The organism is Pseudomonas sp. H3_A02 (assembly GCF_054671965.1).
In genome coordinates this window covers 6,520,422-6,546,629 of record NZ_CP162807.1, presented here as the reverse complement: position 1 = coordinate 6,546,629, position 26,208 = coordinate 6,520,422, and the positions used below count along the sequence as shown (strand labels likewise).

Annotated in this window: 22 protein-coding genes; 11 read left to right on the top strand and 11 right to left on the bottom strand. The window is 63.1% G+C overall.

Going from position 1 to position 26,208, the window contains the following annotated elements:
• Positions 1–683: 683 nt before the first annotated feature.
• Positions 684–1,883, bottom strand: a complete 1,200-nt coding sequence (locus AB4N80_RS28875) for a CaiB/BaiF CoA transferase family protein (protein ID WP_460080089.1) — start codon at positions 1,881–1,883, stop codon at positions 684–686.
• A 147-nt stretch (positions 1,884–2,030) separates the two neighbouring features.
• Here AB4N80_RS28875 and AB4N80_RS28870 point away from each other — a divergent pair, with 147 nt between their 5' ends.
• The 3 genes from AB4N80_RS28870 (at position 2,031) to AB4N80_RS28860 (ending at position 5,955) form a co-directional block, all read left to right on the top strand.
• The gene (locus AB4N80_RS28870) at positions 2,031–2,573 is read left to right on the top strand and encodes a YaeQ family protein (RefSeq protein ID WP_122568769.1); all 543 of its coding nucleotides are present in this window, start codon (positions 2,031–2,033) and stop codon (positions 2,571–2,573) included.
• A gap of 172 nt (positions 2,574–2,745) precedes the next feature.
• Positions 2,746–4,455: a single-stranded-DNA-specific exonuclease RecJ gene (gene recJ, locus AB4N80_RS28865; protein WP_122568768.1), complete on the top strand. Its 1,710-nt coding sequence runs from the start codon at positions 2,746–2,748 to the stop codon at positions 4,453–4,455.
• A 393-nt stretch (positions 4,456–4,848) separates the two neighbouring features.
• Complete coding sequence (locus AB4N80_RS28860) at positions 4,849–5,955, top strand: NADH:flavin oxidoreductase/NADH oxidase (RefSeq protein ID WP_122568767.1); 1,107 nt, start codon at positions 4,849–4,851, stop codon at positions 5,953–5,955.
• A gap of 188 nt (positions 5,956–6,143) precedes the next feature.
• Here the strand turns inward: AB4N80_RS28860 and AB4N80_RS28855 are convergent, their stop codons facing one another.
• Positions 6,144–7,769, bottom strand: coding sequence for a glucan biosynthesis protein D (locus AB4N80_RS28855; RefSeq protein WP_122568765.1), 1,626 nt, complete (start codon positions 7,767–7,769; stop codon positions 6,144–6,146).
• Between the two features lie 361 nt (positions 7,770–8,130).
• Here AB4N80_RS28855 and AB4N80_RS28850 point away from each other — a divergent pair, with 361 nt between their 5' ends.
• On the top strand, positions 8,131–8,316 hold the full coding sequence (locus AB4N80_RS28850; RefSeq protein WP_092143945.1) for a hypothetical protein: 186 nt from the start codon (positions 8,131–8,133) through the stop codon (positions 8,314–8,316).
• A gap of 44 nt (positions 8,317–8,360) precedes the next feature.
• On the opposite strand, the gene AB4N80_RS28845 is transcribed toward AB4N80_RS28850, so the two are convergent.
• From AB4N80_RS28845 to AB4N80_RS28805, 9 genes are all read right to left on the bottom strand, one after another.
• A complete protein-coding gene (locus AB4N80_RS28845; protein WP_305469872.1) occupies positions 8,361–8,660 on the bottom strand; it encodes a type II toxin-antitoxin system RelE/ParE family toxin in 300 nt (99 codons plus the stop codon).
• Positions 8,623–8,886: a CopG family ribbon-helix-helix protein gene (locus AB4N80_RS28840; protein ID WP_305469874.1), complete on the bottom strand. Its 264-nt coding sequence runs from the start codon at positions 8,884–8,886 to the stop codon at positions 8,623–8,625. Before AB4N80_RS28840 ends, AB4N80_RS28845 begins: the two co-directional genes overlap by 38 nt.
• A gap of 146 nt (positions 8,887–9,032) precedes the next feature.
• The gene (locus AB4N80_RS28835) at positions 9,033–10,457 is read right to left on the bottom strand and encodes a gamma-aminobutyraldehyde dehydrogenase (protein ID WP_305482780.1); all 1,425 of its coding nucleotides are present in this window, start codon (positions 10,455–10,457) and stop codon (positions 9,033–9,035) included.
• A 158-nt stretch (positions 10,458–10,615) separates the two neighbouring features.
• Complete coding sequence (locus AB4N80_RS28830; RefSeq protein WP_053118722.1) at positions 10,616–11,434, bottom strand: ABC transporter permease; 819 nt, start codon at positions 11,432–11,434, stop codon at positions 10,616–10,618.
• Positions 11,424–12,371, bottom strand: a complete 948-nt coding sequence (locus tag AB4N80_RS28825; protein WP_122568761.1) for an ABC transporter permease — start codon at positions 12,369–12,371, stop codon at positions 11,424–11,426. Before AB4N80_RS28825 ends, AB4N80_RS28830 begins: the two co-directional genes overlap by 11 nt.
• 1 nt (position 12,372) lies before the next feature.
• A complete protein-coding gene (locus AB4N80_RS28820) occupies positions 12,373–13,410 on the bottom strand; it encodes an ABC transporter ATP-binding protein (RefSeq protein ID WP_122568760.1) in 1,038 nt (345 codons plus the stop codon).
• Positions 13,411–13,618: 208 nt separating this feature from the next.
• The gene (gene ydcS, locus AB4N80_RS28815; protein ID WP_122568759.1) at positions 13,619–14,770 is read right to left on the bottom strand and encodes a putative ABC transporter substrate-binding protein YdcS; all 1,152 of its coding nucleotides are present in this window, start codon (positions 14,768–14,770) and stop codon (positions 13,619–13,621) included.
• Between the two features lie 90 nt (positions 14,771–14,860).
• On the bottom strand, positions 14,861–16,318 hold the full coding sequence (locus AB4N80_RS28810; protein WP_460080075.1) for a gamma-aminobutyraldehyde dehydrogenase: 1,458 nt from the start codon (positions 16,316–16,318) through the stop codon (positions 14,861–14,863).
• Positions 16,319–16,532: 214 nt separating this feature from the next.
• Positions 16,533–17,447: a LysR family transcriptional regulator gene (locus tag AB4N80_RS28805; RefSeq protein WP_122568757.1), complete on the bottom strand. Its 915-nt coding sequence runs from the start codon at positions 17,445–17,447 to the stop codon at positions 16,533–16,535.
• A 181-nt stretch (positions 17,448–17,628) separates the two neighbouring features.
• Between AB4N80_RS28805 and AB4N80_RS28800 the strand changes: the two genes are divergently transcribed.
• From AB4N80_RS28800 to cheB, 7 genes are all read left to right on the top strand, one after another.
• Complete coding sequence (locus AB4N80_RS28800; protein WP_122568756.1) at positions 17,629–18,339, top strand: tellurite resistance TerB family protein; 711 nt, start codon at positions 17,629–17,631, stop codon at positions 18,337–18,339.
• 501 nt (positions 18,340–18,840) lie between these two features.
• Positions 18,841–20,463 carry a methyl-accepting chemotaxis protein gene (locus AB4N80_RS28795; RefSeq protein WP_122568754.1) on the top strand — a complete coding sequence of 541 codons (1,623 nt, stop codon included), beginning with the start codon at positions 18,841–18,843 and terminating at the stop codon, positions 20,461–20,463.
• Positions 20,463–20,999, top strand: a complete 537-nt coding sequence (locus tag AB4N80_RS28790) for a chemotaxis protein CheW (protein ID WP_122568753.1) — start codon at positions 20,463–20,465, stop codon at positions 20,997–20,999. The genes AB4N80_RS28795 and AB4N80_RS28790 overlap by 1 nt, the downstream gene beginning before the upstream one ends.
• Complete coding sequence (locus tag AB4N80_RS28785) at positions 20,996–22,258, top strand: CheR family methyltransferase (protein WP_305469882.1); 1,263 nt, start codon at positions 20,996–20,998, stop codon at positions 22,256–22,258. The genes AB4N80_RS28790 and AB4N80_RS28785 overlap by 4 nt, the downstream gene beginning before the upstream one ends.
• Positions 22,255–22,926 carry a chemotaxis protein CheW gene (locus AB4N80_RS28780; protein WP_122568751.1) on the top strand — a complete coding sequence of 224 codons (672 nt, stop codon included), beginning with the start codon at positions 22,255–22,257 and terminating at the stop codon, positions 22,924–22,926. Before AB4N80_RS28785 ends, AB4N80_RS28780 begins: the two co-directional genes overlap by 4 nt.
• Positions 22,923–25,187, top strand: a complete 2,265-nt coding sequence (locus AB4N80_RS28775) for a hybrid sensor histidine kinase/response regulator (RefSeq protein ID WP_305482788.1) — start codon at positions 22,923–22,925, stop codon at positions 25,185–25,187. Before AB4N80_RS28780 ends, AB4N80_RS28775 begins: the two co-directional genes overlap by 4 nt.
• Positions 25,184–26,194 (top strand): chemotaxis response regulator protein-glutamate methylesterase, encoded by a 1,011-nt coding sequence (gene cheB, locus AB4N80_RS28770; protein WP_122568749.1) that lies wholly within the window; start codon positions 25,184–25,186, stop codon positions 26,192–26,194. Before AB4N80_RS28775 ends, cheB begins: the two co-directional genes overlap by 4 nt.
• Positions 26,195–26,208 lie beyond the last annotated feature (14 nt).

The window sequence follows — 26,208 nt, the reverse complement described above, 5'->3', positions numbered from 1 at the left end:
TTGATTGGTTACGTTTAACCCCGAGTCGTCTCCCCACTTCTCGGGGTTTCTTTTTGCCCAGCGTTTAAGCTTTTGGTGTGTTCTGTCAGGCGCTGAAATCTTTGTGGGAGCGAGCTTGCTCGCGATGGCGGACTTGCAGCTGGCCTGGATGTTGGTCATTGAGTACATATCCATTGCTGCGGTAACGGCCACTTAGGGTTCCGCCCTGACGGCGGGTCACTTTCGAAAAGCGCGAAAGTAACCAAAGCGCTTTTGCCCCACCACTCGGTGCCTCGCTTAGGCTCGGCATGCCCGAACGCAGGCATTGCTCCGTGGGCCCGCCGCGAAGGGCCATCCATGGCCCAGCGCGGCTATCCCGGCATCCATGCCGGGATGCCCACTCCACAATGCCTGCGTTCGGCCATCGTGGTTAACGGGGCGCCCGAGATCAACGTCCACCCCGAGGCGGCCTAACAGCCGACCTGGCTCTTGATGGGGACCGCGTTTCCCCTGTGGGAGCGAGCTCGCTCGCGAAGGCGGCCTAGTAGCCGGCCTATCTCTTGCGAATGTACCCCGATCCAATTGTGGGAGCGAGCTTGCTCGCGATTGCGGTGTGCCAGTCAACATCAAGCCGGCTGAACCGACGCTATCGCGAGCAAGCTCGCTCCCACAGTTTGATTTTCAGTGACTCCCCCTGCGGTGCGTCAAATGGCGCCGTCGCTGCGCAGTCTGGCGATCTGCTGTGCATCGTAGCCCAGCTCGCCGAGCACTTGGGCGTTGTGTTCACCCAGCGCCGGGCCGACCCATTCGCAGGTGCCTGGGGTGTCGGAAAGTTTCGGTACGATCCCCGGCATCTTGAACGACTTGCCGTCCGGCAGCTTGGCCTGCAGGAACATCTCTCGGGCGAGGAACTGCGGGTCGCTGAACATATCTTCGGCGCTGAAGATCCGACTGGCCGGCACGCCGGCCTGGTTCAGTTGGTCGATAACGCTATCGAGCGGCAGCGCGTTGACCCAGCGATCGATCACGCCGTAGAGCTCATCGCGCCGGCTGTCACGGCCATCATTGCTGGCCAGTTGCGGGTCATTGGCCAGGTCGTCACGGCCGATGATCTGCATGAAGCGCTTGAAAATCGCATCGCCGTTGGCGCCAATCTGCACATGCTTGCCATCGGCGCTGGTGTGGATGGACGAGGGGGTGATGCCGGGCATGATATTGCCGGTACGCTCGCGGATGAACCCGAACACATCGAACTCCGGCACCATGCTTTCCATCATGGCGAAAATCGCCTCGTACAAGGCCACGTCCACCACTTGTCCAGTGCCGCCGTTGATCTCGCGGTGACGCAGGGCCATCAATCCGCCAATCACCCCCCAGAGGGCGGCGATGGAGTCGCCGATGGAGATCCCGGTGCGCACTGGCGGGCGGTCTTCGAAGCCGGTGATGTAGCGCAGGCCGCCCATGGATTCGCCCACCGCGCCAAACCCCGGTTGGTCTTTCATCGGCCCGGTCTGGCCGAAGCCCGAAAGCCGCACCATCACCAGTTTCGGGTTCAGTGCATGCAGCACATCCCAGCCCAGGCCGAGCTTTTCCAATACGCCGGGGCGAAAGTTCTCGATCAGGATGTCGGCTTCGTCGAGCAGTTTTTTCAGGATCGCCAGGCCTTCAGGGTGCTTGAGATTCAAGGTCAGGGACTTCTTGTTGCGTGCCTGGACGAACCACCACAGCGAGGTGCCTTCGTACAGCTTGCGCCACTTGCGCAGCGGATCACCGCCATCGGGCGATTCGACCTTGATGACTTCGGCACCGAATTCGCCGCAGATGCGCGAGGCGAAGGGCCCGGCGATCAAGGTGCCAAGTTCGATGACTTTGACGCCGGCAAGGGGTTTGGCAGTAAGCGACATGACGGATCCTGTAGGACAAAGGCAGAACGAATAGAGCGTTTTACCATAGGCCAAGGCCGGTCGCCGCAGGTTGATGGTCGGCAATTCGTGGATTGCCCGCGTCATCGGTTAGACTTGCCGCCTTTCCTCGTATCAAGAAGCCCGTTCATGGCCCAGCCGTCCACGACCTACAAGTTTGAACTGAACCTCACCGACCTCGACCGCAATGTGTACGAGAATGTGAAGCAGACCATCGCCCGCCACCCTTCGGAAACCGAAGAGCGCATGACCGTGCGCCTGCTGGCGTACGCGTTCTGGTACAACGAGCTGCTGGCGTTTGGTCGTGGTCTGTCAGACGTCGATGAGCCTGCGCTGTGGGAAAAGAGCCTGGATGACCGTGTGCTGCACTGGATCGAAGTCGGCCAGCCGGATGCTGATCGCCTGACCTGGTGCTCGCGCCGGACCGAGCGCACCAGCCTGCTGGCCTATGGCAGCCTGCGGGTGTGGGAAGGCAAGGTGATCCCGGCGGTCAAGAACCTGAAGAACGTCAACATCGCCGCCGTGCCCCAGGAAGTACTCGAAACCCTGGCCAAGGACATGCCCCGGGTGATCAAGTGGGATGTGATGATCAGCGAGGGCACGATTTTCGTGACCGACGACCGTGGCCAGCATGAAGTCCAGCTGCAATGGTTGCTGGGCGAGCGTGGTTGAGCCATTGACCCGGTATTGAGTGAACTCATTGTGGGAGCGAGCTTGCTCGCGAAGACGGCAGATCAGTCTGCATTGATGTTGAATGTGCCGCCGCATTCGCGAGCAAGCTCGCTCCCACCCAAGCGTTCCTTGCCACAACCTTCATGATTTCCAGAGAAAATTTCGTCACCCCATGCGCATAGAACCCCGCCAACTGCCCGACACCCTGCCATTCCTCGGTGACCTGCCGCCCCTGTTGACCCGCCTGTACGCAGCACGCGGCGTGCAGTCCGAGGCTGAGCTGGACAAGAGCCTGGCGCGCTTGATTCCCTTTCAGCAGCTCAAGGGGATCGACGCCGCGGTGGATCTGCTGGTGACGGCGTTGGAGCAGCGCCAGCGCATCCTGATCGTGGGGGACTTCGATGCCGATGGCGCGACCGCCAGCACCGTGGGCATGCTGGGCTTGCGCCTGCTCGGTGCGGCCCATGTCGATTACCTGGTGCCCAATCGCTTCGAATATGGCTACGGACTGACCCCGGAAATCGTCGAAGTTGCCTTGACCCGCGAACCGCAGTTGCTGATCACCGTGGATAACGGCATCTCCAGCGTGGAAGGCGTGGCGGCGGCGAAAGCGGCGGGGCTCCAGGTGCTGGTCACCGACCACCACTTGCCTGGCCTCGAATTGCCGGCGGCCGATGCCATCGTCAATCCGAACCAGCCGGGCTGCGAATTCCCGAGCAAGGCCCTGGCCGGTGTCGGGGTGATTTTCTATGTGCTGATGGCCCTGCGGGCGCGTCTGCGCAGCCTGGGCTGGTACGCGAGCACACCCCAGCCGAACATCGGTGAATTGCTCGACCTGGTGGCCCTGGGCAGCGTGGCCGACGTGGTGCCCCTGGACGCGAATAACCGGATCCTGGTGCACCAGGGCCTGGAACGGATTCGCGCCGGACGCGCCCGGCCCGGCATCAAGGCGATCCTGGAAGTGGCCAAGCGCGACGCTGCACGGATTACCTCCACCGACCTCGGATTTATCCTCGGGCCGCGTCTGAATGCGGCCGGTCGCCTGGACGACATGAGCCTGGGCATCGAATGCCTGCTCACCGACGACCCGGCCCTGGCGCGGGAGATGGCGGCGCAACTGGACGGCATGAACCAGGACCGCAAGTCCATCGAGCAGGGCATGCAGCGTGAAGCCCTGGCCCAGCTCAAGGACCTGCCGGTGGAGTCGATGCCATTCGGTTTGTGCCTGTTCGATCCCCAGTGGCACCAAGGGGTGATCGGCATTCTTGCCTCGCGGATGAAAGAGCGTTATTTCCGCCCGACCATCGCCTTTGCCGATGCCGGGGACGGCTTGCTCAAGGGCTCGGGTCGTTCGGTACCGGGCTTTCACATTCGCGATGCGCTGAGCGTGGTGGCGGCGCAGCATCCGACCCTGATCAGCAAGTACGGCGGTCACGCCATGGCGGCGGGGCTGACGCTGCCGGAGGCGAATTTTCCGTTGTTCGCCGAAGCGTTCGACGCGGAAGTGCGTCGGCAATTGCGCGAAGAAGACCTGACCGGCCGACTGTTGTCGGACGGCACCTTGGCGGTGGAGGAATTCCACCTGGAGCTGGCCCGGGCGCTGCGCCATGCCGGTCCCTGGGGCCAGCATTTCCCGGAGCCGATGTTCCATGGCGTGTTCCAGTTGGTCGAACAACGCGTGGTGGGCGAACGGCACCTGAAGGTCATCCTCAAGAGCGAGTGCGGCTCGGTGAAGCTCGATGGTATCGCCTTTGGCATCGACCGCGAGATCTGGCCCAACCCTACCGTGCGCTGGGTGGAGCTGGCCTACAAGCTCGACCTCAACGAGTTCCGCGGCCAGGAAACGGTGCAGTTGATGATTGCCCATATCGAGCCGCGGTAGACACAAGTGTTATCTATCAGGTGATAGCACTTGTGGCGAGGGGATTTATCCCCGCTCGGCTGCGAAGCAGTCGTGGAACCGGCCAGCGCCGTTTGGCTGAGGAAATGCGGTGCAGGAATATTTAGGGGCTGCTGCGCAGCCCAGCGGGGATAAATCCCCTCGCCACACAGTGACCGACCCAAGCAGGAGCAAGCCCTCTCATCACACCGTCGGTTTTTAAGTTCTGAACCCTCCATCCTTCCGGGTTGTCGACTAGGCTCTAAGCACTGCTTGATAGCCCTTGTGACGTCTTGTCGAATTTTTTGCCCGCGGGGGCGGGTGTTGCACCTTTTGTCACTCGTCGACTGTTCAAACAGAACCCTGGAGCCTGCCCACTGATTCGAGAGGTGCCCCATGAGTCTGCTGCTGGAACCCTATACCCTTCGCCAATTGACCCTGCCCAATCGCATCGCGGTATCGCCGATGTGCCAGTATTCGAGCACCGATGGCCTGGCCAACGATTGGCACCTGGTGCACTTGGGCAGCCGCGCCGTGGGCGGTGCCGGCCTGGTGTTCACCGAAGCCACCGCCGTGACCGCCGACGGCCGCATCACCGCCCAGGACCTGGGGCTGTGGAACGACGAACAGATCGAACCCTTGCAACGCATCACCCGCTTCATCACCGCCCAAGGGGCCGTGCCGGGCATCCAACTGGCCCATGCCGGGCGCAAGGCCAGCACCTGGCGGCCCTGGCTGGGCAAGCATGGCAGCGTCAAACCGGCCGACGGCGGCTGGGTGCCGGTCGGCCCGTCGCCGATTGCCTTCGACCCGCAACACACCCAGCCGGTGCAGTTGGACGAGGGGCAGATCGCCGATTTGATCCAGGCCTTCGTGGATGCGGCCAAGCGCGCCCTCACGGCCGGCTTCAAGGTGGTCGAGGTCCACGCGGCCCATGGTTATCTGCTGCATCAATTCTTGTCGCCCTTGAGCAACCAGCGGCGCGATCAATACGGCGGCTCGTTCGAGAACCGCATCCGGCTGGTGCTGCAAGTCACCGAAGCGGTCCGGGCCGTATGGCCTGAAGAGCTGCCGGTGTTCGTTCGCGTCTCCGCCACCGATTGGGTCGAGGACGGTTGGAACCCGGATGAAACCGTGGAGCTGGCGCGGCGCTTCAGGGCGCTGGGGGTGGACCTGATCGACGTGTCATCGGGCGGCACGGCCGCCAATGCGGAAATCCCCACCGGCCCGGGTTACCAGACACGCTTTGCCGAACGGGTGCGCAAGGAGTCGGAAATCGCCACCGGTACCGTCGGCATGATCACCGAACCGGCCCAGGCCGAACACATCCTGCGCACCTGCCAGGCCGACATCATTTTCCTGGCCCGCGAATTGTTGCGCGATCCGTACTGGGCCTTGCATGCCGATGATGACCTGGGCGGCCGCAAGGCCACGTGGCCGGCGCAGTACCAGCGGGCCACCCATCGGGACCAGCCGATTCATGAGTCGGATTTGCGGGACTGAGGGCCCGATAAAACAAAAAGCCCCGGTCGTTATTGGCCGGGGCTTTTGTTTATCGGGCTGGATTATTCGGTGGCTGTAGCGGCCTCATCGCGAGCAAGCTCGCTCCCACGGGGTATGTGTGAACGACACAAATCCACTGTGGGAGCGAGCTTGCTCGCGATGGGGCCAGCCCAAGTGCCGGATCAATATCAGGGGTACTTACGCTTATCCGGCGCCGGCGGGAAGTACTGATACAACCAGGTCTCGCTCAAGGTGCGGTCCTTGGTGCGAATGAACAGGCGCATCTGCACTGGGTCCACCCGATCGTCGGTCGGGTACCAGTCGAACGTGATGCGATAGCCCTTGATTGCATCCAGTACCAACACGTTGAAGTCCTTCACCTCGCCGTGGGAGCAGGTCACCACCGGTTCGATGCCGGTGCCCGGTGGCAGTTGGTCGAGGCCGCCGCCGCTGAAGTCCACGGCGAAACGACGTGCCCAGACGGTCGGGTAATGCTCGCCCGGTGCCCAGCCTTCGATGAAGCCGCCCATGCCTGAACGGGTGGCGTCGACGTGGGCCAGGTCGGTGCTGACCGGCGGCAGCGCGCTCCAGTAGAGCTTGTAGCCGTAGTTCAGCGAGTCGCCGGCGGCCACCGGTTTTTTCGGCGTCCAGAACGCGACAATGTTGTCCAGGGTCTCGCCAGTGGTCGGAATCTCCAGCAGGTCCACCGAGCCTTCGCCCCAGGCCGTCGTCGGTTCGACCCACAGGCTTGGACGCTTGCTGTACCAGTCCACGGTGTCCTGGTAACTGGCAAAGTCGTGATCGGTCTGCACCAGGCCGAAACCTTTCGGATTATTGTCGGCGAAGGCGTTGAACTGCAGGGTGGCGGGGTTGTTCAACGGCCGGCAGACCCACTCGCCGTTACCGCGCCACATGGCCAGCCGGTCGGAATCGTGGATTTGCGGGTGAATGGTGTCGCACATGCGCCGTTCGACGGTGCCGCAGCTGAACATGCTGGTCATGGGGGCGATGCCCAGTTGCTCGATGGCGGTACGGGCATTGACGTGCGCGTCGATCTCCATCACCACCCGGGTCGGCTGGCAATCGATGTCGAACCGATAGGCACCGGTGGCGCTGGGGGAGTCGAGCAGGGCGTAGACCACGAAGCGGGTGCTGTTCTTGTCCGGGGTTTCGAACCAGAACTTGGTGAAGTCCGGGAACTCCTCACGCTTCTTGGCATAGGTGTCGATGGCCAGGCCGCGGGCCGACAGACCGTACTGGCCGCTGGCATCCACGGCGCGGAAATAGCTGGCCCCCAGGAACGAAACGATGTCGTGTCGATCCAGCTCCGGCGCCTTGAAGACACGAAAGCCGGCGAAGCCCAGGTCACCCGTCAGTTGCGAGGTGTTGACCGTGGTTTTCTCATAGTTGAACAGTTCCGGACGGAAGTGCACTTCACGGGCCATGCGCGTCTTCGGGTCGACGCTGTACATGCGCACCGGCTGCTTGAAACCCATGCCGACGTGGAAGAACTGTGCATCCAGTTGCCCGTCCAGATCATTCCACAGCGAGTGGTTGACGTCGTACTGGATGGCGTTGAACTGCAGCGGCGACATTTGCGCCAGGGTGGGTGGCAGGACTTGCTTGGTGTCGACGTAGCGGCTCTCGGCCAGCCGTTTGGCCTGATCCTTCAAACCGTTGAAATCGAAGGGACGGGCTTCGCCGTCGGCAGTCTGATCGGCGGCCCAGGCGCGTGCGGCCATGAGCCCGGAGGCCGACAGCCCGGTGTAGGCGGCGAAGGCCATGGAGGCCTTGAGCAGATTCCTGCGGTGCATAAATACAACCTTTCTCAAAACAGTCCCGAGCCGACCCTGGCAACAAAGACTGATAAAGGAGTTCGGACATGCCTTTGGCCAAACGCGACGAACGTTAGAACAGATGCCTGTGAGCTGGATCGGTTCACCGAGGCGCAAAATCATAGGGGAAATACAGGCTTTGAGAGCGAGGAAAGCGGGGCTTGGTCAAATTTTCTTACAGTTATTTCTTTTTTTATGTCGATTCCAACTTTTTTTGACTAATTACTCTAAAACTCCCTTTTCACGCTTTGAATCCTCCCTATTCTTTAGCGTGATAGACGATCCAACCCGGGTTCAGACGGCGCTATCAGGTCAACCTCGACGTAAAGAAGGACAACTCATGACAAAAATACAGGGCATTACCGAAATGCTGGGGATCTTTCCAGGCCTGACCAACCCGCGCAGGCCACGCCGGCTCAGCCTGGAAGAATTGAGACTGGTCGAGCGCTATCGGGAGTTGTCGGAAAACGACCGCATCGCCATGCGCTACCTGGTGGATGCGATGCGCAGTGTTTCGCGGTTTTGAAGCGTGGCGCAGGTGAGCGGCCGGGGCGGGAGCACCGGCCAACATCACTCTGCCGACCAGTCCTGGGGACGTTCGGTGCGCTGGTGCAGTATCCGCAGGACCTGCAGTTGCCCATGCTTGAGCCGGTAGGGGGCAACGAATGGGTAGCGTGTCAGCACCAGCTCTCGAATATCGGGAACGAGCGAGGGACGGCCCGAACCGGGAAAGCGTTGCAGTTGGCGCAGTGTCTCCAGGATAGCGCGGATGGCATCATCGGCGCCTTCCGCGCCGATAGCGCTTTGGTAATGTTCGTGAATCGAGTCGAGGTCACTCTGTGCTTTGTCGGTCAGTACGATGCTCGGCACGCTTTGCCCACTTAGCCTTCACGGCGTCCAGATCGGTCAGATTTCCAGCGTCGGCATCGACTATGCCTTCGCTGATGGCTTGCAGATGCCAGGATTCGGCTTCCACATATCGGACCAGTGCACGCTTGAGGTGATACTGGCGGTCGCGGTCGGTGGCGGCAGCCAGCGAGTCCAGCTGTTGAGCCAGACCTTCTTCCACACGAAAGGACAAAACGGGCGAGGCCATGGCTGATCTCCAAGGTGTATACGTTGTAGACACCCTAGGTGCTGCCAGGATTTCCGTCAACCGGCAGGCGTGCACCGATCGACGAAAACCTTAGCAGGGCGAACGCAGGGCAGGCGCGAGCATGTGTTGCCAACGTTGTCTTGTCGTCAATGCTTGAACATCACATGCCGCACCACCGTGTAATCCTCCAGCCCGTACATGGACATGTCCTTGCCATAGCCGGAACGTTTCTGACCGCCATGGGGCATTTCGCTGACGAGCATGAAGTGGGTGTTCACCCAGGTGCAACCGTATTGCAGGCGTGCCGACAGGCGATGGGCGCGGCCGATGTCGGCGGTCCATACCGATGAGGCCAGGCCGTAGTCCGAATCGTTGGCCCAGGCCAGCACTTGCGCTTCGTCGAGGAACGGGGTGACGGACACCACCGGCCCGAAGACTTCCCGGCGGACGATTTCGTCATCCTGCTGGGCGTCGGCCAGCACCGTGGGTTCGAAGAAGAACCCGTTGCCGTCCACGGCCTTGCCACCGGTGACCAGGCGGATATGCGGCTGGGCGATGGCCCGCTCGACGAAAGCGGCCACGCGGTCGCGGTGCTGGGCGGTGATCAGCGGGCCCATCTCGGTGTCGGATGCACCCTGCAGGCCGTACTTGATGCTGCCCACCGCGGCACCGAGCTTCTCGACGAACTGGTCATAGATGCCTTGCTGGGCATAGATGCGGCAGGCAGCGGTGCAGTCCTGGCCGGCGTTGTAGAACCCGAAGGTGCGGATGCCTTCCACGGCCGCGTCAATGTCGGCGTCGTCGAAAATGATCACCGGGGCCTTGCCGCCCAGCTCCATGTGCATACGCTTGACGCTGTCGGAGGTGCTGGAAATGATGTTCGAGCCGGTGGCGATGGAGCCCGTCAGCGACACCATGCGCACTTTCGGGTGAGTGACCAGCGGGTTGCCGACGGTTGGCCCTCGGCCGAAGATCACGTTGAGCACGCCGGCCGGGAAAATCTCCGCCGCCAGTTCCGCCAGGCGCAGCGCCGTCAGCGGGGTTTGCTCCGAAGGCTTGAGCACCACGGTATTGCCGGCGGCCAGGGCCGGGGCGATTTTCCAGGCGACCATCATCAGCGGGTAGTTCCACGGCGCGATGGAGGCGATGACGCCCACCGGGTCGCGACGGATCATCGAGGTGTGGCCCGGCAGGTATTCGCCGCCCGCCGAACCGCTCATGCAACGGCTGGCACCGGCAAAGAAGCGGAACACGTCGGCAATCGCCGGGATCTCGTCGTTCAGCGCAGCGCTCAAGGGTTTGCCGCAGTTGTCCGACTCCAGCTTCGCCAGTTCCTCGCCGTGTGCTTCGATGGCATCGGCCAGTTTGAGCAGCAGCAGGGAGCGGTCCTTGGGTGGCACTTGCGACCAGGCCTCGAAGGCTGCGTCGGCGGCGCGCACGGCGGCATCGACCTGGGCTTCGCTGGCTTCGTTGATTTCCACCAGTACCCGGCCCAGCGATGGGTTGAACACAGCCTGGCCAGGGCCTTCGCCGTTTACCAGGTGGCCGTTGATCAGCAGTTTGGTTTGCATGTCCAAGTCCTCTTGAAGGTTTCCCAAGTCCCCTGTGGGAGCGAGCTTGCTCGCGATAGCGGTGGATCATTCAGTCTTTGCAGCGACTGACACGACGCCTTCGCGAGCAAGCTCGCTCCTACAGGATTGCGGCTCCCGCAGTGAGCGATCACCGTTGATTATTTCCCGCCGCTCCCCGCCACGCTTTCACCGCCCCGGGTCAGGTAATACGCGCCCAATATCGGCAACATCGTGACCATCATCACCAGCATCGCCACCACGTTGGTCACCGGCACGTCGCGCGGGCGGCTGAGCTGGTTGAGCAGCCACAGCGGCAGCGTGCGTTCGTGGCCGGCGGTGAAGGTGGTGACGATGATCTCGTCGAACGACAGCGCAAACGCGAGCATCCCACCGGCCAGCAGTGCCGACCCCAGATTGGGCAGGATGATGTAGCGAAAGGTCTGCCAGCCGTCGGCGCCCAGGTCCATCGAGGCTTCGATCAGGCTGTGGGAGGTACGGCGCAGGCGGGCGATGACGTTGTTGTAGACGATCACCACGCAGAAGGTGGCGTGGCCGACGACGATGGTGAACATCCCCGGTTCGATGCCCAGGGTCTTGAAGGTCGCCAGCAGCGCAATGCCGGTGATGATCCCTGGCAAGGCAATCGGCAGGATCAACATCAGCGAAATGCCCTGTTTGCCGAAGAAGTCGCGCCGGTACAGCGCCGCCGAGGCCAGGGTGCCGAGCACCATGGCGATCAGCGTGGCGATGGCCGCGATCTGCAACGACAGCTTGATCGCCTCCAGCACATCCGGGCGCGAGAAGGCGACGCTGAACCACTTCAGGGTCAGGCCCTTGGGCGGGAAGCTGAACGCGGCGTCCTCGGTGTTGAAAGCATAGAGGAAGATGATCAGGATCGGAAAATGCAGGAACACCAATCCGCCCCACGCCGCGATGCGCAGGCCCCACGAGGCCCGGTCTTGAGAGTCAGAGTGCATCGAAGGCCCCCAGTCGCTTGACGATGGATAGATAGATCGCGATCAGCACGATGGGCACCAGCGTGAACGCCGCGGCCATGGGCATGTTGCCGATGGCGCCTTGCTGGGCGTAGACCATGCTGCCAACGAAGTAGCCCGGCGGGCCCACCAGTTGCGGCACGATGAAGTCTCCCAGGGTCAGCGAGAAGGTAAAGATCGAGCCGGCGGCGATGCCTGGGATCGACAGCGGCAGGATCACCTGCGTGAACGTCTGGCGTGGCCTGGCGCCCAGGTCCGCAGAGGCTTGCAGCAGCGACGGCGGCAGACGCTCCAGGGAGGCCTGGATCGGCAGGATCATGAACGGCAGCCAGATGTAGACAAACACCAGGAAGCGTCCCAGGTGCGAAGTGGACAAGGTGCTGCCACCCACCCCCGGGATCCCTAGCACGAATTGCAACACCGGCCCCAGGCCCAGGTGCTGGACGAACCACTGAGCCACGCCGCCCTTGGCCAGCAGCAGCGTCCAGGCATAGGCCTTGACGATATAGCTGGCCCACATCGGCAGCATCACTGCGATGTAGAAGAACGCCTTGGTCTTGCCACGGGTGTAGCGCGCCATGTAATAGGCGATCGGGAACGCGACGATGGCGCTGGCGATGGACACCGCAATGGCCATGCTCAGGGTGCGCAAAATGATGTCGAAGTTCGAGGGCTGGAACAGCGCGGTGAAGTTCGCCAGGGTCAGGTCCGGCGTGACCGCCATGGTGAAGTCGTCGAAGGTGTAGAAACCTTGCCACAGCAGGGTCAGCAGCGAGCCGAGGTAGATCGCGCCGAACCAGAGCAGCGGCGGCACCAGCAACAGCGACAGGTACAGGTTGGGCCGTCGGTACAGCAGGTTGGCAAACCGCCGCAGCGGCGAACCGGGCGCAGGCGCTTGGGTGATGGCCAGGGTGTTCATCTCACACCTCGCCACTGGCGGTGTCGTGCAGCGTGACCATCGCCTCACGGGCCCAGCGGACGCTGAGGTGCTGGCCGGTCTGGTGCTGGGCTGTGTTGTCGAGCCATTGGGTGTTGGCCTGGCTGAGGTTCAGGGTCTGGCCGTTGGCAAGTTTCAACTCGTAGCGTGTGGCGCTGCCCTGGTACTGGATGTCGTGCAGCAGGCCGTGGACTTCGATTTCATGGCTGGCCAACGGGCCTTCGGCGAAACGCACGTGTTCCGGGCGAATCGAAAACGGCTGTGGATAACCGCTCAGTTCCCGGGCCAGCTCGCCACGAATCACGTTGGAGGTGCCGACGAATTCGGCGACGAAGGTGGTCGCCGGTTTCATGTACAGGTTGCGTGGGGTATCGACTTGTTCGATGCGCCCCTTGTTGAACACCGCCACGCGGTCGGACATCGACAGCGCTTCGGTCTGGTCGTGGGTGACGAAAATGAAGGTGATGCCCAGTTGGCGTTGCAGCTTCTTCAACTCGCCCTGCATTTGTTCGCGCAGCTTCAGGTCCAAGGCGCCCAAGGGTTCATCGAGCAACAACACCCGCGGACGATTGACCAACGCACGGGCCAGGGCCACGCGTTGGCGCTGGCCGCCGGAGAGCTGCACCGGCTTGCGTTCGCCATAGCCGTCCAGGGCGACCATCTCCAGGGCTTCGTTGGCGCGCTGGATGCGCTCGGCCTTGGCGACGCCTTTGACTTTCAAGCCGTAGGCCACGTTGTCGCGCACGTTCATGTGGGGGAAGAGGGCGTAATCCTGGAAAACCGTATTGACGTCCCGCTGGTACGGAGCGAGTCCGGTGGCTTCTTCGCCGTGGATACGGATCGAGCCGGCACTGGGTTGCTCGAACCCGGCGATCAGCCGCAGGCAGGTGGTCTTGCCCGAGCCGGATGGGCCCAGCATGGAAAAGAACTCGCCGTCCTGGATATCAATGGAGACCCGGTCAACGGCCTTCACATCGCCGAACTGACGGGATACCTGGGTGAACTGGACTGCAAGCGTCATGGTGCGGGGCTCCAAAAAAAGCGCGACTGCTGTTGGATCGTTGCTGGGTTGCCGTGTACCAAACCTGTGGGAGCAGTGCTGGTGGGAGCAAAGCTGTGGGAGCAAAGCTTGCTCGCGATACAGGCGCCTCGGTTCACCGGCAGACCGCATCATCTTCATCGCGGGCAAGCCTTGCTCCCACACAGTGAACTACACCGACTGATTGGACTTACCGCCCGCCCATGATCGCAATGTAATCCTGGGTCCAGCGGCTGTACGGCACAAACTTGCCGCCCTCGGCCTGTGGGGTTTTCCAGAAGGCGATCTTGTCGAACTGATCGAAACCGTTGGTCTTGCAGCCTTCGGCGCCCAGCAGCTCGCTGCCTTTGCACGCTGCCGGCACCGCAGGCAGGGAGCCGAACCAGGCGGCCACGTCACCCTGGACTTTGGGCTGCAGCGACCAGTCCATCCATTTGTACGCACAGTTGGGATGCTTGGCCTCGGCGTGCAGCATCGTGGTGTCGGCCCAGCCGGTGGCGCCTTCTTTCGGAATGGTCGAGGCGATCGGTTGTTTCTCGTTCATCAAGCCGTTGACCTGATACGGCCAGGCGCCGGACGCCACCACGCCTTCGTTCTTGAAATCGCTCATCTGCACGGTGGTGTCGTGCCAGTAGCGGTGGATCAACGGCTGCTGGGCCCGCAGCAATTCCAGCACGGCCTTGTACTGGGCTTCGTCGAGTTGGTACGGGTCCTTGATGCCCAGCTCAGGCTTGGCGGTCTTGAGGTACAACGCCGCGTCGGCGATGTAGATCGGGCCATCGTAGGCTTGCACGCGCCCCTTGTTCGGCTTGCCGTCGGGCAGGTCCTGGGCGTTGAACAGCACGCTCCAACTGGCAGGCGCCTGCTTGAACACCTCGGTGTTGTACATCAGGACGTTCGGGCCCCACTGATACGGGGTGCCGTAGGTTTGCTGGTTGACCACGTACCATGGCGCATCCTTGAGACGCGGGTCGAGGTTCTTCCAGTTGGCGATCAGCGCGGTGTTGATCGGCTGTACACGCTTGCCGGCAATCAGCCGCAACGAGGCGTCGCCGGAGGCGGTGACCAGGTCGTAGCCCCCCTTGGTCATCAGGCTGACCATTTCGTCGGACGTGGCGGCGGTTTTCACATTGACCTTGCAGCCGGTTTCCTTTTCGAAACCCGTGACCCAGTCGTAGGCCTTGTCGCTTTCGCCGCGTTCGATATAACCCGGCCAGGCGACGATATCCAGTTGGCCCTCGCCAGCGCCGACGGCCTTGAGCGGTTCGGCGGCCTGGAGGCTGGCGCTGGTCAAAAGCGCCGTGGTGAGTGCACTGAGCAATACGGTCTTGTGCGCGTACATGGAAATCCCTCTTGCTTTAATTATGGTCGGGGCAGTGTTCGAACCGGGTGAAGCGCCATGGCTGGCCTGTTATTAGAGTAGTGCTGTTAGCTACAGATGCTGGCCGTGGCGGGCCATGATGTGGCGCACCACGCTGTAGTCCTGGAGCGAATCGCTGGACAGGTCTTTCCCATAACCCGAACGTTTCAGGCCGCCGTGGGGCATTTCGCTGACCAGCATGAAATGGCTGTTGATCCAGGTGCAGCCGTATTGCAGCCGCGCTGCCACCTGCATGGCCTTGTCCAGGTTCTGGGTCCACACCGAGGAGGCCAGGCCGTATTCGGAATCGTTGGCCCAGTCCACCGCCTGGCTGAGTTCGTCGAAACGGGTCACGGTGACGACCGGGCCGAACACCTCGCGCTGGACGATTTCGTCGCTTTGCTTGCAGCCGGCCAGCAGCGTGGGTTGGTAGTAGAAACCGGCGCCGGAATGCACCGCCGCGCCGGTGATGCGTTCGATATGCGGCTGGCCGAGGGCGCGCTCGACAAAACTGGCCACGCGGTCGCGCTGGCGGATGCTGATCAGCGGGCCGATCTCATTGTCGGCATCGCGCTTGCCGGCAAAGCGCAGGCTGCTGACCGCCGCGCCGAGCTCGGCCACCAGGCGGTCGTGAATCCCCTCCTGGGCGTAGATCCGGCACGCTGCGGTGCAATCCTGCCCGGCGTTGTAGTAACCGTAGGTGCGCACGCCTTCGACCACGGCCTGGATGTCGGCGTCGTTGCAGACGATCACCGGCGCCTTGCCACCCAGCTCCAGGTGCGTGCGCTTGAGGGTTTTCGCCGCCGCCTGGAGGATCTTCTGCCCGGTGACGATATCGCCGGTCAGCGAGACCATGCGCACTTTCGGGTGGCTGACCAGGTGGCTGCCCACTCCTTCGCCGCCCCCGCAAAGGATGTTGATCACGCCCCGTGGCAGCAACTGGGCCAGGATCGGCGCCAGGGCCAGGATCGACAGCGGCGTGTGTTCCGAGGGCTTGAACACCAGCGTATTGCCGGCGGCCAGGGCGGGGGCGATTTTCCAGGCGGCCATCATGATCGGGTAGTTCCACGGCGCGATGGACGCCACCACGCCGATCGGGTCGCGGCGCACCATACTGGTGTAGCCGGGCAGGTATTCGCCACTGAGCTGGCCGGTCTGGCAGCGCACCGCGCCGGCGAAGAAACGAAAGACATCCACCGTGGCGCTCAGGTCATCCTGGCGCGCCAGGTGCAGCGGCTTGCCGCAGTTCAGGGATTCGAGGCGGGCCAGTTCATCGGCGTTTTTTTCGATGGCGTTGGCGATGTCCAGCAACAGGTTCGAGCGCTGCTGCGGCGTGGTGTGCGACCAACTGTCAAAGGCGCGATGGGCGGCGAGGATCGCGGCTTCCACCTGTTCGGTGCTGGCCTCGGCGATGTGAGCCAACACTTCACCGGTGGCCGGATTGAGGATCGGCTCGACAAGGCCTTCACCGGGGATGAGTTCCCCGTCGATCAGCAACGCGGTGCATAACGGGGTTTGCGTGCCAGCCATGTCTGATTTCTCTTTTTATAGATGCCTGTTGAACCACAGAACAGAACCTGTGGGAGCCGAGCTTGCTCGCGATAGCGGTCTGTCAGTTGAATCAATTTTGTCTGACCCGCCGCTATCGCGAGCAAGCTCGGCTCCCACAGGAGAGGGGGGGCGTAGTCAGATTAGTGCTCAGCCTCTAGGCCGACAAATTCGAAATACTCAAGGCTGCGTTCGATTAAATAGATGGCTTGCGCCCGCCATGGGGCTGTTCCCGGGCGACGGCCAGGAACGGGTCGACCGACGCCGGCCGCGCCGTGCCCCGGCGCCAGGCCAGGCCGACGTCGAGGGTCTGGTTGAGGTCGGCAATCGGTCGGGCTTCGATGATGTCGCCTTCCAGCGACCAGGGGCGGTACGTCATGTCCGGCTGGATCGACACGCCCAATCCCGCCGCCACCAGGCTGCGCACCGCTTCGGTCGAGGCAGTGCGCAGGGTGACCTTCGGTTGCAGGCCTGCGCTGCGCCATAGGCGCTGGGCGTTGCGGTCCATTTCATCGACGTTCAGCTGGATCAGCGGCTCGCGGGCCACATCGGCCAGGTGGATGCTGTCGTGCTCCAGCAAGGGATGCTGTGCCGGCAACCACAACCGGTGTGGCGAGTGCGTCAGGACTTCGGTCTGCAAGGCGTGGCGGTCTTCCAGGTTGGACAGGATCAGCACCCCGACATCGATTTCGCCGCTGACCAGCAAATGCTCGATGTACGGCCGCTCGTCCTCCATCACGCGGATCTCCACGTTGGGGTAGGCGCGCTGGAAACGGGTCAGCAGGTCTGCCAGGTAATAGCCGGCGACCAGGCTGGTGACGCCGATGGTGACTTGGCCGGCGACCTGGTCGGTACTTTGTTGCAGGCTGCGCTTGGCATTGTCGACGGTGGCCAGGATCAGGTGGGCCTGGCGCAGGAACTGATGCCCCTGATGGGTCAGGGTCATGCCCTTGGCGTGGCGGTTGAACAGGCTGACGCCGATGTCCTGTTCCAGTTGCTGGATGGCCAGGGTCAGCGTGGATTGGGAAATGAACGCCGTTTGCGCGGCGGCGGAGATGGAGCCGGTTTCGGCCACGGCGATGAAATGACGGATCTGACGCAGGGTCATCATGGGGCATACCGGTGGGCTGTTTTTATCGATGTGTTGGAGTGTATATCGTTTTTTTAGAAGGGCAGGTGAGTGCTTCTTTGAATGGGACAGGCAACATCTGGAAGCAATCTCGCCAACGGCGTCGGGCACTTTCGATCTAGGCTGGGGGCCTTACGTTGACCCGACAATGTGGAGGCAACAAATGAACACCCGTGGATTGCTCGATCAGCTTCTCAAGTCCGGCCAGGAAATGTTGCAGAACAAGGCTGGCGGTTCACAGGGCAAGTCGTCCGGCGGCCTGGGTGGGTTGCTCGGCGGCTCCGGCAACCTGGGCGGGATGCTTTCCGGCGCGGGTGGTGGGGCACTGGCCGCCGGGGCCATGGGCCTGTTGCTGGGCAACAAGAAAGCCCGCAACTTCGGCGGCAAGGCCCTGGCCTATGGTGGCCTGGCTGCCTTGGGCGTGATCGCTTACAAAGCCTATGGAAACTGGCAGGCCCAGCAGGGCAATGCGCCGAAAACCGAACCGCAGACCCTCGATCGCGTGCCCCCGGCGCAGGTCGAACAGCATAGCCAGGCGATCCTCAAGGCGCTGGTGGCGGCGGCCAAGGCCGACGGCCACGTGGACGAGCGCGAACGACAGTTGATCGAAGGTGAGTTCACCAAGCTCGACAACGACCAGGAGCTGCAACACTGGCTGCACGCCGAACTGAACAAACCCCTGGACCCCACCGACGTCGCCCGCGCCGCCAGCACCCCGGAAATCGCCGCGGAAATGTACATCGCCAGCGTGATGCTGGTGGACGAGGAAAACTTCATGGAGAAGTCCTACCTCGACGAACTGGCGCGCCAACTCAAGCTGGAGCCAGGGTTGAAGGTGGAACTGGAAAAACAGGTGCGTCAGGCGACTGTATAGAAGTCCCCAGCGCTATCCCCTGTGGGAGCGGGCTTGCTCGCGAAGGCGGTGTGTCAGTCAATGGAAATGTCGACTGATGCACCGCTTTCGCGAGCAAGCCCGCTCCCACAGTGGTTTTGTGGTGTTTGGTAGTCTTGTGTCCAACGCTATTCCCTGTGGGAGCGAGCTTGCTCGCGATTGCGTCCAGTCAGTCACAGCATTTTGGACTGATACACCGTAATCGCGAGCAAGCCCGCTCCCACAGTGGTTTTGTGGTGTTTGATCATTCTGTATCCAACGCATTTCCTTGTGGGAGCGAGCTTGCTCGCGATGGGGCCGGTCAGGCACAGCATGTTTGACTGATACACCGCAATCGCGAGCAAGCTCGCTCCCACAGGGACGCATTCCATTCTTCAGTAGTGGCGGGCCTTGGATTGGTCAAAATCCTCCCTCGCCGCCATACAGGCGCCACGCCACCCTCGGCTATACTTCCCAGCATTTTCAAGTGCCCGAGGTTTTACTGTGAAGAATTGGACATTGCGCCAACGCATCCTGGCGAGTTTTGCGGTGATCATCGCCATTATGCTGCTGATGGTGATTGTCTCGTATTCACGGTTGTTGAAGATCCAGGACAGTGGAGAAAAGGTCCGGACCGATGCGGTGCCAGGGGTGTATTTCAGTTCGATGATCCGCGGTGGCTGGGTCGACAGCTATGTCCTGACCCAGCAAATCGTCGGTCTCTCTGGAAACCGGGAAATCACCGCCGAGGACAAGGCCCGCTACCAAGGCTTCGAGCAGCACCTGCGCGAAGAAATACAGAGCTATCAGAAACTGATCCAGGACCCGGCCGACCAGGTCTCTTTCGACGAGTTCGAGGTCAACCACCAGGACTTCAACAAAGCCCTGGCGAAGGTCCTGGACCTGTATCAACGCAAGGATTACGAAGGGGCGCGACTGGCACTGAACACAGAGCTGACGACGGCTTGGCTCGAAGGCCGTGGGCACTTGAACCAGATCATCGAGCGCAATCGCGAGCTGGCGGAAAACGCCACCCTGACCATTGGCGATGCGGTGACCGCGGCCAAGGTCGCCATGGGCCTGTCGTTCCTGGTCGCGCTGATCGTCGCCGTGTTGTGTGGCCTGTTGTTGATGCGGGCGATCATGGGGCCGATGAACCGTATCGTTGAGATTCTCGAGATCATGCGCAGCGGTGACCTGAGCGGGCGCCTGAACCTGGCGCGCAAGGACGAATTCGGTGCCGTGGAAACCGGCTTCAACGACATGATGGCCGAACTGACCTCGCTGGTGTCCCAGGCCCAGCGCTCATCCGTGCAGGTCACCACCTCGGTCACCGAGATCGCCGCCACCTCGCGCCAGCAACAGGCCACGGCCACCGAAACCGCCGCCACCACCACCGAGATTGGTGCGACGTCCCGGGAAATCGCCGCCACCTCCCGGGACCTGGTGCGCACCATGACCGAAGTCTCCACCGCCGCTGACCAAGCCTCGGTGGCCGCCGGCTCTGGCCAGCAAGGCTTGGCGCGCATGGAGGAAACCATGCACTCGGTGATGGGCGCCGCTGACCTGGTGAACGCCAAGCTGGCGATCCTCAACGAGAAGGCGGGCAACATCAACCAGGTGGTGGTGACCATCGTCAAAGTGGCCGACCAGACCAACCTGTTGTCCCTCAACGCGGCCATCGAGGCCGAGAAGGCCGGTGAGTACGGGCGCGGTTTCGCCGTGGTGGCCACGGAAGTGCGGCGCCTGGCCGACCAGACCGCCGTGGCGACCTATGACATCGAGCAGATGGTGCGCGAGATCCAGTCCGCGGTGTCGGCCGGTGTGATGGGCATGGACAAGTTCTCCGAAGAAGTGCGCCGGGGCATGGCCGAAGTGCAGCAGGTCGGCGAGCAACTGTCGCAGATCATCCATCAGGTCCAGGCCCTGGCGCCGCGGGTGTTGATGGTCAACGAAGGCATGCAGGCCCAGGCCACCGGCGCGGAGCAGATCAACCACGCCTTGGTGCAATTGGGCGATGCCAGCAGCCAGACCGTGGAGTCCCTGCGCCAGGCCAGTTCCGCCATCGACGAACTGAGCCAGGTCGCCGTGGGGCTGCGCAGCGGCGTCTCGCGTTTCAAAGTCTGATGGGTGAACTCGAAACCCGGCGTGGCGCCGCACCGACGGCCCGCCAGTCGTTGTTCCTGGTGTTCTGCATCGGCAACGAACGGTACGCCCTCCAAGCCATCGATGTGGTGGAAGTGCTGCCGCGCCTGCCCCTTAAACCGATCGCCCGGGCGCCGTCCTGGGTGGCGGGAGTGTTTGCCTGGCGTGGCACGGTGGTGCCGGTGATCGACCTGTGCGCCCTGACGTTCGGCCAGAGCGCCGAGGCCCGGACCAGTACACGATTGGTGCTGGTGCGTTATCAAAGCGACGGACAACAAGCCGGGCAAGTGCTGGGATTGATCCTGGAACAGGCGACCGACACCGTGCGCTGTGATCCGGCCGATTTCAAACCCTATGGCCTGGACAATCGACAGGCGCCATACCTCGGCCCCGTACGCGAAGATGCCCAGGGGTTGCTGCAATGGGTGCGGGTCAATGACCTGCTCGACGAATCCGTTCGGGCGCTGCTGTTTCCTGCCTCGCCGCTGGACCTCGACGACCTCGAGGCAACGCGATGAACAACGACCAGCGGTTTTTCGATTTTCTCAAGGAACGCATCGGCCTCGATGTGACCTCCGTTGGCACCGCGATTATTGAGCGGGCCGTGCGCCAGCGCATCAGTGCCGTGCCCGGGCGAACCGCCGATGAGTATTGGCAGGCCCTGCAGCATTCGGCCCCGGAGCAGCAGGCGCTGATTGAAGCGGTGATCGTTCCGGAGACCTGGTTCTACCGCTATCCCGAATCCTTTGCGACCCTCGCCAGGCTGGCCGTCAAGCGCCTGGCCGAGATCAAGCACCTGCGTGCGCTGCGTATCCTCAGCTTGCCGTGCTCCACCGGCGAAGAACCCTATTCCATTGCCATGGCCTTGCTCGATGCGGGCTTGGCCCCCCATCAGTTCAAGGTGGACGGCCTGGACGTCAGCCCGTTGTCGGTGGCACGGGCCAAGGACGCCCGTTACGGCAAAAACTCCTTCCGTGGCGCCGACCTGGGTTTTCGCGAACGGCATTTCGACCTCGCAGACGAGGGTTTCCGCCTCAGCGAACGGGTGCGCGAACAGGTGCGCTTGCAAGTGGGCAACCTGCTGGATCCGACCTTGCTGGTGAACGAGGCACCCTATGACTTTGTGTTTTGTCGCAACCTGCTGATCTATTTCGACCAGCCGACCCAGCAGCAGGTGTTCGAGGTGCTCAAGCGCCTGACCCATCAGGACGGCGTGCTGTTTATCGGCCCCGCCGAGGGCAGCTTGCTGGGGCGACTGGGCATGCGCTCGATCGGGATTGCCCAATCGTTCGCCTTCAGTCGTCAGGGGGCTCCAGAGCCTCAACCGTTGCCGGCCTTGATCCCGCCACCGCTGCCGGTTCGCCAGCCGCCCCGGGTCGTCCCGCCGGTGATTCGGCCGCGACCGTTTGCCGCGAACGTCACGCCGATTGCCCCACCCAAGAGCAGCGATGCCGCGACCTTGCTGGCCAATATCGCCGCCCTGGCCAACGCTGGCAAAAGCGCCGAGGCCCGGGGAGCGTGCGAAGAGTATGTGCGCAGCCACGCGCCGAACGCCCAGGTGTTCTATTGGCTGGGCCTGCTCAGCGACATGGCCGGCAGCGCGCTTGAAGCCCAGGGTTTTTATCGCAAGGCGCTTTATCTTGAACCGCAACACGCCGAGGCCCTGGTGCATCTGGCGGCGCTGCTGGCTTCCCAGGGAGACGCGGCCGGAGCCCGTCGATTGCAGGAACGCGCCGCCCGCAGCGGGCGCACGGCAGACAGTGAGCAAAAACGATGAGCGGTTCGGCTTCTTACAACCTCACCCATGACGATGCCCAGGCAATCGATGATTGCTGGAACCGCATCGGCGTGCATGGCGATAAATCCTGTCCACTGTTGGCCGAGCATATCCACTGCCGCAATTGTTCGGTGTATTCGGCGGCCGCTACCCGGCTGCTCGATCGTTACACCTTGCCGCAGGAGCAACGGGACTTGTCCCTGGCCCCGGTGGACGACGATGTGGTCACGCGCTCGCTGCTGATGTTCCGCCTCGGCGAGGAATGGCTGGGCTTGACCACGCGCAGCCTGGTGGAAGTGGCACCGTTGCAGCCGATCCACTCATTGCCCCACCAACGCTCGCGGGCCTTGCTGGGCGTGGCGAATGTGCGCGGGGCACTGGTGGCCTGCCTGTCGCTGGTGGAACTGTTGGACCTGGAACCCGGCGCGGCGGCGGTTGCCGGTACGCGGGTCATGCCGCGCCTGTTGATTGTCGCGGCCAAGGGCGGGCCGGTGGTGGTGCCGGTGGATGAGGTGGATGGCATCCACGCCATCGATGAGCGCATCCTGGCGAGCGCTTCGCCATCGGCGGGCAAGTACACCCGTGGCGTGTTGCCCTACAAAGGCCGCAGCCTGCGCTGGCTGGATGAAGAACAGCTGCTGTCCGCCGTGGCCCGGAGCCTGTCATGACTCCTGATCAGATGCGCGACGCCTCGCTGCTGGAACTGTTCAGCCTGGAAGCCGAAGCCCAGGTCCAGGTGCTGAGCACCGGCTTGTTGGCCCTGGAGCGCGATCCGACCCAGGCCGATTACCTCGAGTCGTGCATGCGCGCGGCACATTCCCTCAAGGGCGCGGCGCGCATCGTCGGGGTGGGTGCCGGCGTCAGTGTGGCCCATGTCATGGAGGATTGCCTGGTCAGCGCCCAGGAGCGGCGCCTGGTGCTCGGCGCCGAACACATCGACGCCTTGCTGCAGGGCACTGACCTGCTGACGCGCATCGCCACGCCGGGCAACAGCGTCGGCGCCCCGGACATCGACGCTTACGTGGCGTTGATGGGGCGATTGCTGGATCCCAACGCGCCACAGGCTCCGGCAGTGGCGTCACCGTCTATCGAGACGCCAGTCGAGCCGGTACGCGTCGAGCTGCCGGAAGCGCAACCGTTCGCGACGCCGGAGCCGGCCCCTAAACGTAAACGGGCCACCGAAGGCGGCGAGCGGGTCTTGCGGGTCACGGCCGAACGCCTCAACAGCTTGCTCGACCTGTCGAGCAAGTCCTTGGTGGAGACCCAGCGCCTCAAGCCCTGGCTGGCGACGATGCAACGGCTCAAGCGCCAGCAAGGCACTGGCTTGCGCGCCCTGGAAGAACTGAACGTGCTCCTCAAGGATCACGCCCTGAGCCTGCAGGCCCAGGAAGCCCTTGGTGATGCCCGCCGCTTGCTCGCCGAGACCCAGCAGTTGCTGGCCCAGAAAACCGCCGAGCTGGATGAGTTCGCCTGGCAGGCCAGTCAACGGGCGCAGGTGCTGTACGACACGGCGCTGGCCTGTCGCATGCGGCCGTTCGCCGATGTGCTTTCGGGCCAGGTGCGTATGGTCCGTGACCTGGGCCGCAGCCTGGGCAAACAGGTGCGCCTGGAGATTGAAGGCGAAAAAACCCAGGTCGACCGCGATGTGCTGGAAAAGCTCGAAGCGCCACTGACCCATTTGCTGCGCAACGCCGTGGACCACGGCATCGAAACCCCGGAACAACGAATACTGGCCGGCAAGCCTGCCGAAGGCCTGATCCGCCTGCGCGCCTCCCATCAGGCCGGCCTGCTGGTCTTGGAGTTGGCGGACGACGGCGCCGGGGTGGATCTGGAACGGGTGCGTCGCAGCATCGTCGAGCGCGGCCTTTCCCCTGAGCCAACCGCTGCCAGCCTCAGCGAAGAAGAGCTGCTGACGTTCCTGTTCCTGCCCGGTTTCAGCCTGCGCGACAAAGTCACCGAAGTGTCCGGACGCGGTGTCGGCCTGGACGCCGTCCAGCACATGGTCCGGCAGTTGCGCGGTGCGGTGGTGCTGGAGCAGACGGCGGGCGAGGGCAGTCGTTTCCATCTCGAGGTGCCGCTGACGCTGTCGGTGGTGCGCAGCCTGGTGGTGGAAGTCGGCGGTGAGGCGTACGCCTTTCCCCTGGCCCACATCGAACGCATGTGCGACCTGGCGCCGGAAGACATCGTCCAGGTCGAGGGGCGTCAGCATTTCTGGCACGAAGGCCGACATATCGGCTTGGTCGCCGCCAGCCAGTTGCTCAATCGCCCGTCGGCGCAGAACGGCAGCCAGACCCTCAAGGTCGTAGTGATCCGCGAGCGCGAGACGATCTACGGCGTGGCGGTGGAGCGGTTCATCGGCGAGCGAACCCTGGTGGTCCTGCCCCTCGACGAGCGCCTGGGCAAGGTCCAGGACATTTCCGCCGGGGCCCTGCTCGACGATGGCTCGGTGGTGCTTATTGTCGATGTCGAAGACCTGCTGCGTTCGGTGGACAAGCTGCTCGATACCGGGCGCCTGGAGCGCATCGCCCGGCAGAACCAGGCCCAGGCCCCGCGCAAGCGGATCCTGGTGGTGGACGATTCCCTGACCGTGCGCGAGCTGCAACGCAAGTTGCTGCGGGGTCGCGGCTATGACGTGGCAGTGGCGGTGGATGGCATGGATGGCTGGAATGCATTGCGCTCAGAGGATTTCGACTTGCTGATCACCGATATCGACATGCCGCGCATGGACGGTATCGAGCTGGTGTCGCTGTTGCGGCGCGACAACCGCTTGCAGTCGCTGCCGGTGATGGTGGTGTCCTACAAGGACCGCGAGGAAGATCGCCGCCGTGGCCTCGACGCCGGCGCCGACTATTATTTGGCCAAGGCAAGTTTCCATGACGACGCCTTGCTCGACGCCGTGGTTGAATTGATCGGAGGGGCACGCGCTTGAAGATCGCCATCGTCAACGACATGCCCCTGGCGGTCGAGGCCCTGCGCCGCGCCCTGGCGTTCGAGCCGGCGCATCAACTGGTCTGGGTGGCCGCCAACGGGGCCGAGGCAGTGCAGCGTTGCGCCGAATACACCCCGGACCTGATCCTGATGGACCTGCTCATGCCGATCATGGATGGCGTGGAGGCCACTCGGCGGATCATGGCCGACAGCCCCTGCGCGATCGTGATTGTCACCGGGGACAGCCAGCAGAACGTCCACCGGGTGTTCGAGGCCATGGGCCATGGCGCGCTGGATGTGGTCGATACCCCGACCCTTGGGGTTGGAAATCCGGCGGACGCGGCGGCACCGCTGCTGCGCAAGATCACCAACATCGGCTGGCTGATCGGCGAGCGCAACAAGCATGAGCGCCCCGCGCCAGCGGCGCAGCGTGCGACGGTGTCGCGCAAGAGCCTGGTGGCCATCGGGTCATCGGCGGGCGGGCCAGCGGCGCTGGAGGTGCTGCTCAAGGCCCTGCCGCGGGACTTTGCCCCGGCCATCGTGCTGGTCCAGCATGTGGACGAGGTGTTTGCCGCGGGCATGGCCGAGTGGCTGGGCAGTGTGTCGGGCCACACGGTGCGCCTGGCCCGGCACGGTGAGACGCCGCAAAGTGGCACGGTGTTGCTGGCCGGGACCAACCATCACCTGCGTTTGTTGAAGAACGGCACCCTGGCCTACACCGCCGAGCCGGTGAACGAGATCTACCGGCCTTCCATCGACGTGTTTTTTGAAAGTGTCGCCCAGTACTGGAGCGGTGACGCGGTGGGCGTATTGCTCACTGGCATGGGCCGCGACGGTGCGCAAGGGCTTAAACTCATGCGCCAGCAGGGCTATGTGACCATCGCCCAGGACCAGCGCAGCAGCGCGGTGTACGGGATGCCCAAAGCGGCGGCCGCCATCGACGCCGCCGTCCATATTCTTGCCCTGGACGCCATCGCGCCACGGCTGTTGGAGATTGTGACCCCATGAACAACCCCGCGAAC